Annotated in this window: 12 protein-coding genes and 3 tRNA genes; 2 read left to right on the plus strand and 13 right to left on the minus strand. The window is 59.9% G+C overall.

The annotated features are described in order from the left end of the window. Positions 1–44: 44 nt before the first annotated feature. From asd to leuC, 5 genes are all read right to left on the minus strand, one after another. The gene (gene asd, locus AC3WK5_RS27000) at positions 45–1157 is read right to left on the minus strand and encodes an aspartate-semialdehyde dehydrogenase (RefSeq protein WP_054596622.1); all 1113 of its coding nucleotides are present in this window, start codon (positions 1155–1157) and stop codon (positions 45–47) included. 67 nt (positions 1158–1224) lie between these two features. After that, positions 1225–2307, minus strand: a complete 1083-nt coding sequence (leuB, locus tag AC3WK5_RS27005; RefSeq protein ID WP_054596621.1) for a 3-isopropylmalate dehydrogenase — start codon at positions 2305–2307, stop codon at positions 1225–1227. A 65-nt stretch (positions 2308–2372) separates the two neighbouring features. Continuing rightward, positions 2373–3140, minus strand: coding sequence for a class I SAM-dependent methyltransferase (locus AC3WK5_RS27010; protein ID WP_103319182.1), 768 nt, complete (start codon positions 3138–3140; stop codon positions 2373–2375). Between the two features lie 153 nt (positions 3141–3293). Beyond that, a complete protein-coding gene (gene leuD, locus AC3WK5_RS27015; protein WP_103319183.1) occupies positions 3294–3938 on the minus strand; it encodes a 3-isopropylmalate dehydratase small subunit in 645 nt (214 codons plus the stop codon). An 11-nt stretch (positions 3939–3949) separates the two neighbouring features. Beyond that, positions 3950–5368: a 3-isopropylmalate dehydratase large subunit gene (leuC, locus tag AC3WK5_RS27020; RefSeq protein WP_103319185.1), complete on the minus strand. Its 1419-nt coding sequence runs from the start codon at positions 5366–5368 to the stop codon at positions 3950–3952. A gap of 149 nt (positions 5369–5517) precedes the next feature. Here leuC and AC3WK5_RS27025 point away from each other — a divergent pair, with 149 nt between their 5' ends. Then, positions 5518–6408 carry a LysR family transcriptional regulator gene (locus AC3WK5_RS27025; protein ID WP_103319187.1) on the plus strand — a complete coding sequence of 297 codons (891 nt, stop codon included), beginning with the start codon at positions 5518–5520 and terminating at the stop codon, positions 6406–6408. 69 nt (positions 6409–6477) lie between these two features. Continuing rightward, a complete protein-coding gene (locus AC3WK5_RS27030) occupies positions 6478–9768 on the plus strand; it encodes a PAS domain S-box protein (RefSeq protein WP_103319189.1) in 3291 nt (1096 codons plus the stop codon). Positions 9769–9815: 47 nt separating this feature from the next. Here the strand turns inward: AC3WK5_RS27030 and AC3WK5_RS27035 are convergent, their stop codons facing one another. The 8 genes from AC3WK5_RS27035 to AC3WK5_RS27070 all read right to left on the minus strand — a co-directional run bounded on the left by AC3WK5_RS27035 (position 9816) and on the right by AC3WK5_RS27070 (position 13889). Continuing rightward, a complete protein-coding gene (locus tag AC3WK5_RS27035) occupies positions 9816–10262 on the minus strand; it encodes an Hsp20 family protein (protein ID WP_054596615.1) in 447 nt (148 codons plus the stop codon). A gap of 132 nt (positions 10263–10394) precedes the next feature. After that, positions 10395–11354: a tRNA dihydrouridine synthase gene (locus AC3WK5_RS27040; protein WP_054596614.1), complete on the minus strand. Its 960-nt coding sequence runs from the start codon at positions 11352–11354 to the stop codon at positions 10395–10397. Positions 11355–11458: 104 nt separating this feature from the next. Further along, positions 11459–11896: an acyl-CoA thioesterase gene (locus tag AC3WK5_RS27045; protein ID WP_103319191.1), complete on the minus strand. Its 438-nt coding sequence runs from the start codon at positions 11894–11896 to the stop codon at positions 11459–11461. A 47-nt stretch (positions 11897–11943) separates the two neighbouring features. Further along, positions 11944–12777, minus strand: coding sequence for an alpha/beta fold hydrolase (locus AC3WK5_RS27050; RefSeq protein ID WP_019692684.1), 834 nt, complete (start codon positions 12775–12777; stop codon positions 11944–11946). A 29-nt stretch (positions 12778–12806) separates the two neighbouring features. Continuing rightward, positions 12807–13346 carry a TetR/AcrR family transcriptional regulator gene (locus AC3WK5_RS27055; protein WP_103319192.1) on the minus strand — a complete coding sequence of 180 codons (540 nt, stop codon included), beginning with the start codon at positions 13344–13346 and terminating at the stop codon, positions 12807–12809. 182 nt (positions 13347–13528) lie between these two features. Continuing rightward, positions 13529–13604, minus strand: a tRNA-Glu gene (locus AC3WK5_RS27060). Between the two features lie 80 nt (positions 13605–13684). Then, positions 13685–13760 (minus strand) — tRNA-Ala (locus tag AC3WK5_RS27065). A gap of 53 nt (positions 13761–13813) precedes the next feature. After that, positions 13814–13889: transfer RNA gene (locus tag AC3WK5_RS27070), tRNA-Glu, on the minus strand. Positions 13890–13891: the final 2 nt, after the last annotated feature.

Consider the following 13891-nt stretch of genomic DNA (forward strand, 5'->3'; position numbering starts at 1 on the left):
CCGCAGCTCTTTCGAGATGCGGGCTTTTTCATTACATCAGCGAATCAACGCTCCAGCAGAATCCGCAGCATGCGACGCAGCGGTTCGGCCGCGCCCCACAGCAGTTGGTCGCCGACGGTGAAAGCACCGACGAACTGCGAACCCATGTTCAGCTTGCGCAGACGGCCAACCGGTACATTCAGAGTGCCGGTGACCTTGGTCGGGCTCAGCTCCTGCATACTGATTTCGCGCTGGTTCGGCACCAGCTTGACCCATGGGTTGTGCTGGCTGATCAGCCCTTCGATATCGGCGATCGGCACATCTTTGTTCAGCTTGATGGTCAGCGCCTGGCTGTGGCAACGCATGGCGCCGATGCGCACGCAGATGCCATCCACCGGGATCGGGCTCTTGAAGCGACCGAGGATCTTGTTGGTCTCGGCCTGGGCCTTCCACTCTTCGCGGCTCTGACCGTTCGGCAGTTCCTTGTCGATCCACGGGATCAGGCTGCCGGCCAATGGTACGCCGAAGTTTTCGGTCGGGTACGCATCGCTGCGCATGGCTTCGGCGACACGACGGTCGATGTCGAGGATGGCGCTGGCCGGATCGGCCAGTTGATCGGCGACAGCTGCGTGGGTCACACCCATTTGCTTGATCAGTTCACGCATGTGCTGCGCGCCGCCACCGGAGGCCGCCTGATAGGTCATGGCGCTCATCCACTCCACCAGACCGGCTTCGAACAGACCGCCCAAACCCATCAGCATCAGGCTGACGGTGCAGTTGCCGCCGATGTAGTTCTTGGTGCCCGCGTCGAGTTGCTGGTCGATGACCTTGCGGTTCACCGGGTCCAGAACGATCACCGCGTCATCCTGCATGCGCAGGCTGGAAGCGGCGTCGATCCAGTAACCCTGCCAACCGGCTTCGCGCAGTTTCGGGAAGACTTCGCTGGTGTAGTCGCCACCCTGGCAGGTCAGAATCACGTCGAGGGTTTTCAGCTCTTCAATGCTGTAAGCGTCCTTGAGCGGAGCAATATCCTTACCCACGGACGGGCCTTGGCCACCCACATTGGAAGTGGTGAAAAACACCGGCTCAATAAGATCGAAATCCTGCTCTTCCAGCATCCGCTGCATGAGCACGGAACCGACCATACCGCGCCAACCGATCAGACCTACACGTTTCATCGCAACTACACCTTTTACAAAAAGTGGGCTCGCTTGCCGGCATCAGCGACAAGCGGGGCCAGAGAGATTACAGATTCCGCAGCGCTGCGACTACTGCGTCGCCCATTTCCTGCGTACCTACTTTCACGCAACCCGGCGACCAGATGTCACCTGTGCGCAGCCCTTGGTCCAACACCAGGCTGACAGCCTTTTCGATAGCGTCTGCGGCCACCAACTGGTTGAAGCTGTAACGCAGCATCATCGACACCGACAGAATCGTCGCCAACGGGTTGGCGATGCCTTTGCCTGCAATGTCCGGCGCCGAACCGTGGCACGGCTCGTACATGCCTTTATTGTTGGCATCCAGCGAGGCCGACGGCAACATGCCGATGGAACCGGTGAGCATCGAAGCTTCGTCGGACAGGATATCGCCGAACAGGTTGTCGGTGACGATCACGTCGAACTGCTTCGGTGCACGCACCAGCTGCATGGCGGCGTTGTCGACGTACATGTGGCTCAGCTCGACGTCCGGGTAGTCCTTGGCCACTTGCTCGACGATTTCGCGCCACAGCTGGCTGGACGCCAGAACGTTGGCCTTGTCGACCGAGCAGAGCTTCTTGCCGCGTACGCGCGCCATGTCGAAACCGACGCGGGCGATACGGCGGATTTCGCTTTCGCTGTATGGCAGGGTGTCGTACGCCTGACGCTCACCATTCTCCAACTCGCGCACACCACGCGGTGCGCCGAAGTAGATACCGCCGGTCAGTTCACGGACGATCAGAATGTCCAGGCCTGCGACGATTTCGGCTTTCAGGCTCGACGCTTCAGCCAGTTGCGGGTACAGGATCGCCGGGCGCAGGTTGCCGAACAGGCCCAGTTGCGCACGAATCTTCAACAAACCGCGCTCTGGACGAATGTCACGCTCGATGGTGTCCCATTTCGGACCGCCCACCGCACCCAGCAGCACCGCATCGGCAGCGCGCGCACGGGCCAGGGTTTCGTCGGCCAACGGTACGCCGTGCTTGTCGATGGCGGCGCCGCCGATCACGTCGTGGCTCAATTCGAAGTCCAGTGCGAACTTGTCGTTGGCCAGCTCCAGCACCTTGACCGCTTCGGTCATGATTTCCGGGCCAATACCGTCACCTGGGAGAATCAGAATCTGCTTGCTCATGCGTTCCTCATGTCATCAGTCGGCGCGCTCATGGGCGCGCCCGGAAAAATTCCAGCGCTTGGCGCTTATCGTTCAGCCATCAGCACCAGTACATCGGTGCTGAACGAACCATCGGCTTCAATCTCGAAATACTCGCGAACTTCATTGCCCATCGCCTGCTGCAACTCGCGGATCGCCACGCGCAACGCCTGGGGTGTACGCATGCGCTCGACCCAGGAGTTGTACTCCAGGCGCAGCCGCTGGCGCGTGGTGCTACGGGTATGCAACCCCGCCTCGCTGACCTGGCGCAACCACTCCCCGGCGGAATAATCACGCACGTGGCTGGTGTCGCGCAGCACTTCAACACTTTGCAGGTAAGTGTCGAACAACGGACTGCCCGGCGACAAGACATCAATAAATACTGCTACCCCACCCGGCTTGAGCACTCGGCGCACTTCGCGCAAGGCCAGGCCAAGGTCGCTCCAATGGTGCGCCGAATAACGGCTGAAGACGAAATCAAATTCACCCTCGGCAAACGGCAGGCGCTCCGCCGCACCGAGCACGGTGGTCACATTGTTCAGACCACGATCAACTGCGGCGCCAGCCACCACGTCGAGCATCTGCTGCGACAGGTCATAGGCGACCACTTCCTTGACCAGCGCAGCCACATGAAAACTCACATGACCGGCGCCGCAGCCCAGGTCCAGCACCCGCGCATCACTACGACCCGCCAGCTCGGCCTGTAGCAGTGCGAATTCGGTGCCCTGTGCGTGTACTGCACTGCTCAGGTAGGCGGCAGCCTGTTCACCGAATTGCTTTTGTACTACGTCGCTGTGCTGGGCGGTGCTGGTCATGATGACTTCCTTAAGGGGTGAGTCTTGTGTTGTCCCGGCTGCCGCCTTCGCGAGCAAGCCCGCTCCCACACTGGATCTCCAGTGTTCACAAACCCTGTGGGAGCGGGCTTGCTCGCGAAGAGGCCGGAACTGTCTACAACGATTTCGGATCAATCACGCGTCGCGGAACAACCATGGCTGGCTGGCGCGGTGCTTGGCTTCGAACGCGGCAATCGCATCGCCGTCCTGCAAGGTCAGGCCGATATCGTCCAGGCCATTGAGCAGGCAGTGTTTGCGGAAAGCATCGATTTCGAAACTCAGGACCTTGCCGTCAGGACGGGTCACGGTCTGGGCCTGCAAGTCGATCTGCAACTGGTAGCCCGGATTGGCTTCCACTTGCGCAAACAATTCGTCGACTTCAGCGTCGCTCAGGATGATCGGCAGCAAGCCGTTCTTGAAGCTGTTATTGAAGAAGATGTCGGCGTAGCTCGGCGCGATGATGCTGCAAAAACCGTACTCTTCCAGGGCCCACGGCGCGTGCTCGCGGCTCGAACCGCAGCCGAAGTTTTCCCGGGCGAGCAACACGCTGGCACCTTGATAACGCTCGGCGTTGAGCACGAAGTCCTTGTTCAGCGGACGCTTGGAGTTGTCCTGATACGGTTGCCCGACATCCAGGTAACGCCACTCATCGAACAGGTTCGGGCCGAAACCGGTGCGCTTGATCGACTTCAGGAACTGCTTGGGAATGATTTGGTCGGTGTCGACGTTGGCACGATCCAAAGGCGCGACAAGACCAGTGTGCTGGGTAAAAGCTTTCATGCTGCGCTCCTTCAGATCAATTCACGGACGTCGACGAAACGACCGTTGACAGCGGCGGCGGCGGCCATTGCCGGGCTCACCAGGTGCGTACGGCCACCGGCGCCCTGACGGCCTTCGAAGTTACGGTTGGAGGTCGATGCGCAATGCTCACCAGACTCCAAACGGTCCGGGTTCATCGCCAGGCACATCGAGCACCCTGGCTCGCGCCATTCGAAACCGGCTTCAAGGAAAATCTTGTCCAGCCCTTCAGCTTCGGCTTGCGCCTTCACCAGGCCCGAACCCGGCACCACAATGGCTTGCTTGATGGTCGAAGCCACTTTGCGGCCCTTGGCGATCACCGCCGCAGCGCGCAAATCTTCGATCCGCGAGTTGGTACAGGAGCCAATGAACACGCGGTCCAGTTGAATGTCGGTGATCGCCTGATTGGCGGTCAAACCCATGTATTTCAAGGCGCGGACGATCGAGTCGCGCTTGACCAGGTCCATCTCTTTAGCCGGGTCCGGCACATTCTGATCGACGGCGAGAACCATTTCCGGGGACGTGCCCCAGCTGACTTGCGGCTTGATCTGCGCAGCGTCGAGTTCAACGATGGTGTCGAACTTCGCGTCTGCATCGGACACCAGGTCTTTCCAGGCTTCGACAGCCAAGTCCCACTCAGCGCCTTTCGGTGCGAACGGACGACCCTTGACGTAAGCAACGGTCTTTTCGTCAGCGGCAACCAAACCAACTCGCGCACCGGCTTCGATGGACATGTTGCAGATGGTCATGCGGCCTTCGACCGACAACTCGCGAATCGCGCGACCGGCGAATTCGATCGCGTGGCCGTTACCGCCGGCAGTGCCGATCTTGCCGATAACGGCCAGAACGATGTCCTTGGCGGTCACGCCGAACGGCAATTTTCCTTCAACGCGGACCAGCATGTTCTTCATTTTCTTGGCGACCAGGCACTGGGTGGCGAGCACGTGCTCGACCTCGGAAGTGCCGATACCGTGAGCCAACGCGCCGAAAGCGCCGTGGGTCGAGGTATGGGAGTCACCGCAGACCACGGTCATGCCCGGCAAGGTTGCACCCTGCTCCGGACCGATGACGTGGACGATGCCTTGACGCACGTCATTCATCTTGAATTCGACGATGCCGTATTCGTCACAGTTGTCATCGAGGGTCTGAACCTGCAAACGCGAGACTTCGTCAGCGATGGCAGCAATGCCGCCCTTGCGCTCAGGAGTCGTCGGTACGTTGTGGTCCGGGGTCGCGATGTTGGCATCGATGCGCCACGGCTTGCGCCCGGCCAGACGCAGACCTTCGAAGGCTTGCGGCGAGGTCACTTCGTGAATGATGTGACGATCGATGTAGATCAGCGCCGAACCATCGTCGCGCTGCTTGACCAAATGCGAATCCCAGAGCTTGTCGTAGAGCGTTTTGCCGGCCATCAGACGTTTCCTCATCAGCTTGTTTCTATGCCCTGGATTACTGAAGCGAATCAATAACCCCTTGGCTTGTGAGGTCGATCCTATGGGGTTACATTAAATAACTCAAATTCATATTTTTTATGCTTTGGATAACCAACTGGAATACGACCATGGACCTGGCCAACCTCAATGCTTTTATAGCCATCGCCGAGACCGGCAGCTTTTCCGGCGCGGGCGAACGGCTGCACCTGACCCAGCCAGCCATCAGCAAACGCATCGCCGGGCTGGAACAGCAGCTCAATGTACGGCTGTTTGATCGACTGGGCCGCGAAGTCAGCCTGACCGAGGCCGGACGCGCCCTGCTGCCGCGCGCTTATCAGATTCTGAATGTACTGGATGACACACGCCGGGCGCTGACCAACCTGACCGGCGAAGTGACTGGCCGCCTGACCCTGGCGACCAGTCATCACATCGGCCTGCACCGCCTGCCGCCCTTGCTGCGGGCGTTCACCCGACGCTACCCCGAGGTTGCGCTGGATATTCAGTTCCTCGATTCGGAAGTCGCCTACGAGGAAATTCTTCACGGCCGCGCCGAACTGGCGGTGATTACCCTGGCACCCGAGCCACACACGCTGGTGAAAGCCACGCCGGTATGGGATGACCCACTGGACTTTGTGGCAGCCCCCGAACACTCGCTGATCAGTAACGGTGCGGTCAGCCTGGCCGATATCGCCCGTCATCCGGCGGTTTTCCCCGGTGGCAACACCTTTACCCACCACATCGTGCAACGACTCTTCGAAGCCCAGGGGCTGACACCGAACATCGCGATGAGCACTAACTATCTGGAAACTATCAAGATGATGGTTTCCATTGGCCTGGCCTGGAGCGTGTTGCCGCGCACCATGCTCGATGATCAAGTGGCACGCATTCCTTTACCGGGCATACAGCTCACTCGCCAGCTAGGCTATATCGTGCACACCGAACGGACGCTGTCGAATGCTGCACGGGCTTTCATGGCCTTGTTGGACGCACAAATCGATTTGCCACGGACTTACGGCTAAGTTGTGCTAATCCTTTAAGGTTGAAATTCCCAGCGCCAAACACCCAATTCAGCCCAAGGCTTGTTACCCATGCCCAAATCTGCTGACCGCACTCGCTCACGCACGCCCCAAATGCCGCGCATTCAGGCGCTCGACCCGCGTACCTCGGAGCAGAGTTGGGAGAGCGCGCCACAACTGCTCGCCGCCTTGAACGGTGCACGCTTGGGCGCCTGGTACTGGGACATTGAACGCGGGCTGATCAGTTGGTCACGTGGGACTCAAGCCTTGTTCGGGTTTGACCCAAAAAAACCACTGCCAGCCGACCTGGAATACCTGGATCTGCTGCCGGTGGAGGATCGCGCCAAAACCCTGCGAGCCTTTAACGCCGTAGTGGCCGGTGCACCGCTGGAACAGGCGATGCATCACCGGATCCGCTGGCCCGACGGCAGCTTGCACTGGTTGGAGATCAACGGCAGCCTGATACCGGACAAGCAAGGCCGGCCACGGATGATCGGGGTAATCCGCGAGATCACCCATCAACGCCAACGCGAACAGGCCCTGAGCAGCTCGGAGAAACGTTTCGCAACACTATTTCATCTATGCCCGAACATGGTGCTGCTGACCCGTCAGGAAGACGGCCTGATCAGCGAAGCCAATCAATACTTCGAAAGCCTGTTTGGCTGGCCCGTGCACAGCGTGATCGGCCGCACGACACTGGAGCTGGGCCTTTGGGTGAACCCGGAACAACGCGCCAAACTGGTCAAGGCAACCAAGGCCAAGGGTGAACTGGTCAGCATGGAGGTACAGTTTCGCGCCAGCAATGGCCAGGTCCACGATGGCATTCTCAGCGCGCAAAAGGTTGAACTCGAAGGCCAGCCCTACCTGCTCAGCACTTTCCTCGATACCAGCGAACGCAAACTCGCCGAGCAAGCGCTCAAAGACAGTCAGGAGCGCCTGGACCTGGCCCTCGACTCGGCGCAACTCGGCACCTGGGACTGGCACATTCCCAGTGGCATGCTCTATGGCTCGGCCCGTGCCGCACAGCTGCATGGCCTGGACCCGATCCCCTTTCACGAGCCCTTCGACGCGTTTTTCGAAGGCGTGCCGGACGATGAACGCGACAGCATGCGCGACGCCTACCGCAGCCTCCGCGAAGGCCCGGCCGGCAATTATCAACTGACTTACCGTGTGCAATTGCCCGACGGCAGTTCGCGCTACCTGGAAAGCCGTGCACGGCTCTATCGCGATGAGTCCGGCGTCCCCCTGCGCATGGCCGGTACGTTGCTCGACATCACCGACCAGGTGGAGCGCGAGCAGCGCCTGATCACCTCCGAAGAAAAATTCGCCAGCCTGTTTCAGGTCAGCCCGGACCCGATCTGCGTGACGCGCCAGGACACCGGCCAGTTCATCGAGATCAACCCCGCCTTCACTCAGATCTTCGGCTGGACCACCACCGACGTCATCGACCGCAGTGCCGACGAGATTGGCCTCTGGGACGCTTCGGTGAAGCGTCAGCAACGCATCGAGCAGGTGATTCGCGAACAGGCGCTGAACAACGTCGCAATCATTGTTCACCACAAGGACGGGCAACCCTTGACCTGCGTGATTTCCAGCCGTCAGATCAGCGTCGGCAACGAACCGTGCATTGTCACCACCTTGCGCGATATCACCCAGCAGCAGCGCTCGGAGGCCGCCCTCAAGGCCAGTGAAGAGAAATTCGCCAAGGCGTTTCACTCCAGCCCCGACGCCATCACCATCACCGAGCGCGACAGTGGACGCTACCTGGAGGTCAACGACGGCTTCTGCCGCTTGACCGGCTACAGCGCCGACGAAGTGGTGGGCAAAACCGTGTATCAGATCGGCATCTGGGCCGAAGAAAAACAACGCTCAACCCTGCTGGCCGAGTTGAAAGCCAAAGGCCGGGTGCATCACCAGGAAATGCTCGGCCGCAACAAACGCGGCGAAATACTCACCGTCGAGGTCTCGATCGAGCCCATCACCCTGAACGAAACCGCCTGCCTGCTGATGACCGCCCGGGACGTCAGCCTGCTGAAAAACGCCGAAGCGCAGATCCGTCACCTCGCCTACCACGACCCACTGACCAACCTGCCCAACCGCGCCCTGCTGATGGATCGCCTGAGCCAGCAAATCGCCTTGCTGAAACGCCATAACCTGCGCGGCGCCTTGCTGTTCCTCGATCTCGACCACTTCAAGCACATCAACGACTCGCTCGGTCACCCGGTGGGCGATACCGTGCTGAAAATCATCACTGCACGCCTCGAAGCCAGCGTGCGCATGGAAGACACCGTGGCGCGACTCGGTGGCGATGAGTTTGTGGTGCTGTTGAGCGGCCTGGAAGGGACGCGCAACCAAGTCAGCGAACAGGTTCGCGAGTTGGCCGACACGCTGCGCGAGCTGTTGTCCGAGCCGATGTTCCTCGACGGTCAGCGCCTGCAAGTCACCCCGAGCATCGGCGTGGCCTTGATCCCCGATCACGGCTCAACCCCGACCGACCTGCTCAAGCGTGCCGACATTGCCCTGTACCGAGCCAAGGATTCGGGACGCAATGCCACGCAGATGTTCCACAACACCATGCAAAAAGCCGCCAGTGAACGCCTGCGGATGGAAACCGACCTGCGCCTGGCCCTTTCGCGTGGTGAGTTCAGCGTGCAATACCAGCCTCAGGTGGACGCCCTGGACGGTCGCATTATCGGCGCCGAAGCCTTGGTGCGCTGGCGCCACCCGCGGCTGGGGGAGCAATCGCCCAGCGAATTCATCAAGGTACTGGAAGACAGCGGGCTGATTCTTGAGGTCGGTGCCTGGATCCTCGATGAGACCTGTCAGGCCTTCAGGCAATTGATCGATAGAGGCCTGATCGATCCGCTGAACTTCAGCCTTTGCGTGAACATCAGCCCACGGCAATTTCGCCAGAACGACTTTGTCGAACGGATTGAACAAACCCTGAGCAGCCATGGACTGCCGTATTCGCTGCTCAAGCTGGAGGTCACCGAAGGCATCGTGATTCAGAACCTGGACGACACCATCAGCAAGATGCGCCGCCTGAAGAAACTTGGCGTCAGCTTCGCCATGGACGACTTTGGCACCGGCTACTCCTCGCTGACGTACCTCAAGCGCCTGCCGGTGGACACCTTGAAGATCGACCAGTCGTTCATCCGCGATGCGACCAGCGATCCGAACGACGCGGAAATCATCCGCGCCATCGTGGCCATGGCCCGCAGCCTTGAATTGACGGTGATTGCCGAAGGTGTCGAAACCACTGAACAGCTCGATTTCTTGCAGGGGCTGGGCTGCCACTTGTATCAAGGCTACCTGCACAGTCAGCCGCTGCCGCTGGAGGGCTTCCTGAAACTGCTCAAATGACGAGCACAAAAAAGGGCGCCGGTGGCGCCCTTTCTCATCGCGATGACTCAGTGTTCCAGAGCCGGTTTTTGCGTCCCGTTGATCGGGATACGCTTGGCTTTCGCTTCCTCCGGCACGACCCGCAGCAGGTCGATGTTCAACAAACCATTGCTCAGGCCCGCGGCCTTGATTTCAATGTGGTCCGCCAGCCGGAAGGACAGCTTGAAAGCGCGCTGTGCGATGCCTTGGTACAGATAGGTGACGTCTTCATTGGCGTCACGTTTGCCACCACTGATGGTCAGCACACCTTTCTCCACTTGCAGCTCCAGGTCTTCTTCCTGGAAGCCGGCTGCTGCGACGACGATGCGGTATTCGTCGTCGCCATGTTTTTCAACGTTGTACGGTGGATAGGTGCTGCCTGGCTCATTGCGCAGTGCTGACTCGAACAGATCGTTGAAACGATCGAAGCCCACCGAGGAACGGAACAGTGGCGCCATGGAAAATGCAGTACTCATGATTCAAATCTCCTGAAAATAATCAGCAAGTTTTTTGTCTCCGCGACCCGAATTCGGCATCGCGTAATCCTTAGATAAGGACCGCCGATTGCATTTCAAGAGATTTTTTTGTGTTTTTTTCAAAAAAAGGTTTCAGGCGGCTTCGCACGCCTGCAGACCCAGCAAACGCGACACCTGATCCAACTCGGTCTCACGACGCAGGACCGTGAACAGCTCCACCGCTTCGGGATAATTGCGGGTCAGCATCGCCAGCCACTGTTTCAAGCGACCCGGCGACTGGCGCGGCGTCATCTGCGCCTTGGCTTGCAGCCAGAAGTCCTGAAGCAGCGGCAACAGCTCGGCCCAGGTCATCTCGACCACCTCTTCACCGGCCCGTGCGGCAGCGATTTGCCGCGCCAGATCAGGACGCGACACCAGGCCACGACCCAGCATGATGTCTTCCACACCGCTGATTTCGCGGCAACGGCGCCAGTCTTCAACGCTCCAGATATCGCCGTTGGCGAACACCGGCACCTTGACCACTTCCTGCACCCGCGGGATCCATTCCCAATGTGCTGGCGGCTTGTAGCCATCCGTCTTGGTCCGTGCGTGCACCACAATGTGCGCAGCACCGCCCTCAGCCAACGCAGTGGCACACACCAGCGCGCCGTCGGGGCTGTCAAAACCCAAACGCATCTTGGCAGTCACCGGGATGTGTGCCGGCACTGCGCGGCGTACATGTTCGACGATTTCGTTGAGCAGCTCGGGTTCTTTGAGCAGTACTGCACCGCCACGCGATTTGTTCACGGTCTTGGCCGGGCAACCGAAGTTCAGGTCGATCACCTCCGAACCCAGCTCACAGGCCAGCGCCGCGTTTTCTGCCAGGCACACCGGATCGGAGCCGAGCAATTGCACGCGCAACGGCACGCCTGAAGCGGTCTTGGCGCCGTTCAGCAGTTCAGGGCCGAATTTGTGGTAATAGGCAGGCGTGAGCAGTTGATCGTTGATCCGAATGAACTCGGTCACGCACCAATCGATACCGCCAACACGGGTCAACACGTCCCGCAGGATGTTGTCGACCAACCCCTCCATGGGCGCCAAAGCAATTTGCATGGAAAACACTCAACGAAAAACGTGCGGCAGTTTACTGGATTATCAATCGAAAGACTTGCGCCTACCCATGTGGCGAGGGGGCTTGCCCCCTCGCCACAGGGTGATCAGGCGCTGACTTGCAACGCCGGGCCGTAGCCTTCGATGAACTCCGCCGGCATGCGTCTGGGCTTGCCGCTGGACAGCTCGATGCAGACAAACGTGGTTTGCGCCCGCAGCAGCGTGGCGTTGTCGCTCGGGCGTTTGAGCTGGAAGTGCCGGGTCATCTTCAGGCGCTGATCCCAGTCAACGATCCAGGTCGCCAACTGCAACTCGTCACCTTCATAGGCGGCCGCCAGGTAATCGATCTCGTGGCGCACCACGGCCATCGCCCGGTCCAGCCGCCGATACTCGGTCAGGTCCAGCCCTAGGCGCTGCGAGTGGCGCCAGGCGCAGCGCTCGAGCCAGGTGACGTACACCGCATTATTGGCGTGCCCCAACCCATCGATGTCCTCGGCAGCAACCTGCAGGTCAATGATAAACGGCGTTGCCCGATCCCAGCCCATGCCCCACTCCCGGTCAGATTATTCGACCGGGGCAGTGTAACGGATGATCAGGCCGATTGGCGCGCTTGCAAGCTCCGACCGGACAGCAGCGAGAGCACGCCTTCGATCACTCGCGGATCCGCCAGCACCCGCTGATGCCCACCCTCCTCCAGGCGCAACAGGCGACTGTCGAACCAGGCGTCGTGAATCAATTGCGACTCATTGACCGAGACAAAGCCGTCGTCTTCGGCGTGTACGATCAGCCCCGGCATATCCAGTTGATAATGGGCGACATCCAGTCGTGAGGCCTGGATACCCACATCCCGTTCGACCTTGCGGATAAACGCCGAACGCGCCTTGGGCGGCATGCGAACGTGACGGGCAAAACCGCGCAAAACGGCGAGAATCCGTGCCGGTGCGGCGATACTGACCAGGGTTTCAGTACGCAAACCCAATTGAACGGCAAGCATCGCACTGGCGCCGCCCATGGAGTGGCCGATGACCGCTTGCAAGGGAGGCAGCTCTGCCGCCGCTTCAAGCATCGCCCGAGCAAAAAGCACGACGTTGGCCTCGCGACCCGGCGAGCGACCGTGAGCCGGACCATCCAGCGCGACCACGGTGTAGCCGGCGTCTACCAGCGCGGTGATCAGGCTGGCGAATTGTGTCGGCCGACCTTCCCAGCCGTGCATCAGCAGCACTGTCGGGCCTTGCCCCCAGCGCAATGCTGAAAGGCCGAAGCGCAGAGTGATCCGCTCGGACTTCGCCAGCAGCGGCATTTCCCAATCACGCAAAGGCAGCTCGCGCGGCGTCATGAACACCGAACGCATCTTGCTTGCCACCCATTGCGGTGCAACCCAGCCCAAGGTGCCGTTAACGCCACGAACCCAACTTAACGTGCTCATCGCTCATCTCCAAAGGCTTGTGCTTCAGGTCATAGCACCGCCGACTTGGCGGCACGCAGCAATCGATCGGACAACTCACCGGCACCCAGCGCCCGCGCCAGGGCCAAACCACCGACCATCAGCGCCAGGTCAGCCAGCGCTTTATCGGTGTCTTCCGGGCTGGCGGCCAACTGCGCGACCATCAGCTCGATGTGTTCATTCAAGACCAGACGGAAATCGTCCGGCAGACGCCCCAACTCGCCTATCGATGCCGGAATCGGGCAAGCGTGATCGGTGGAGTCTCGGTGTTTGCGCGACAGGTAAAACGCAGCGACCAGCGCCCGGCGTTCTTCGCCGGTCAGCGAGGGGTCCATTTCGGCGATCAGCGCCCGACGCTGGCCGAGCAATTGCGTGAAGGCCTCCAGCATCATGGCGTCCTTGCTTTCGAAGTGTGCGTAGAAGCCGCCAACGGTAAGACCGGCAGCCCCCATCACTTCACCCACGCTAGGCTCTGCCGGGCCGCGCTGGACCAGCGCAGAGCTGGCGGCCTGGAGAATGCGTTCACGGGTTTGAGCTTTTTTATCGTTCATCGTTGCCTCCGAATATTACGAATAGAATATTATTCTCATAATAATTATTCGCAAGTCGTTGATGTGACCGTTGGTCAGAAGAACAGCGCGGGGAGAAAGAGAGGATTGGCCAAACGCCAGACAAACAAAAGGGCCATTCAATAATTGAATGACCCTTATAAATCCCGCAGAGCGGGTAATCGTGGCGTCCCCTAGGGGACTCGAACCCCTGTTACCGCCGTGAAAGGGCGGTGTCCTAGGCCACTAGACGAAGGGGACGCAAACCCTTCTATACAACTGATCAGTGCTGAGTACTGATCGATTCAAGGCCGGTGTGGCCAGACCTTGAACTGTAAAATTGGTGGAGCTAAACGGGATCGAACCGTTGACCTCTTGCATGCCATGCAAGCGCTCTCCCAGCTGAGCTATAGCCCCGGATTTTTCGCCTCGCGGCGGAGTGACATCTTGCAACATCACTTCTGTAAAACTGGCGTCCCCTAGGGGACTCGAACCCCTGTTACCGCCGTGAAAGGGCGGTGTCCTAGGCCACTAGACGAAGGGGACGC

It is taken from the genome of Pseudomonas sp. FW306-02-D09B (assembly GCF_058782685.1).

Excerpts from the sequence above, each read along its gene's own strand:
- leuB (WP_054596621.1), bottom strand. The coding sequence starts at position 2,307 with ATGAGCAAGCAGATTCTGATTCTCCCAGGTGACGGTATTGGCCCGGAA.
- leuD (WP_103319183.1), bottom strand. The coding sequence starts at position 3,938 with ATGAAAGCTTTTACCCAGCACACTGGTCTTGTCGCGCCTTTGGATCGT.
- AC3WK5_RS27010 (WP_103319182.1), bottom strand. The coding sequence starts at position 3,140 with ATGACCAGCACCGCCCAGCACAGCGACGTAGTACAAAAGCAATTCGGT.
- AC3WK5_RS27035 (WP_054596615.1), bottom strand. The coding sequence starts at position 10,262 with ATGAGTACTGCATTTTCCATGGCGCCACTGTTCCGTTCCTCGGTGGGC.
- AC3WK5_RS27040 (WP_054596614.1), bottom strand. The coding sequence starts at position 11,354 with ATGCAAATTGCTTTGGCGCCCATGGAGGGGTTGGTCGACAACATCCTG.
- AC3WK5_RS27025 (WP_103319187.1), top strand. The coding sequence starts at position 5,518 with ATGGACCTGGCCAACCTCAATGCTTTTATAGCCATCGCCGAGACCGGC.
- AC3WK5_RS27045 (WP_103319191.1), bottom strand. The coding sequence starts at position 11,896 with ATGGGCTGGGATCGGGCAACGCCGTTTATCATTGACCTGCAGGTTGCT.
- AC3WK5_RS27055 (WP_103319192.1), bottom strand. The coding sequence starts at position 13,346 with ATGAACGATAAAAAAGCTCAAACCCGTGAACGCATTCTCCAGGCCGCC.
- AC3WK5_RS27030 (WP_103319189.1), top strand. The coding sequence starts at position 6,478 with ATGCCCAAATCTGCTGACCGCACTCGCTCACGCACGCCCCAAATGCCG.
- AC3WK5_RS27050 (WP_019692684.1), bottom strand. The coding sequence starts at position 12,777 with ATGAGCACGTTAAGTTGGGTTCGTGGCGTTAACGGCACCTTGGGCTGG.
- asd (WP_054596622.1), bottom strand. The coding sequence starts at position 1,157 with ATGAAACGTGTAGGTCTGATCGGTTGGCGCGGTATGGTCGGTTCCGTG.
- leuC (WP_103319185.1), bottom strand. The coding sequence starts at position 5,368 with ATGGCCGGCAAAACGCTCTACGACAAGCTCTGGGATTCGCATTTGGTC.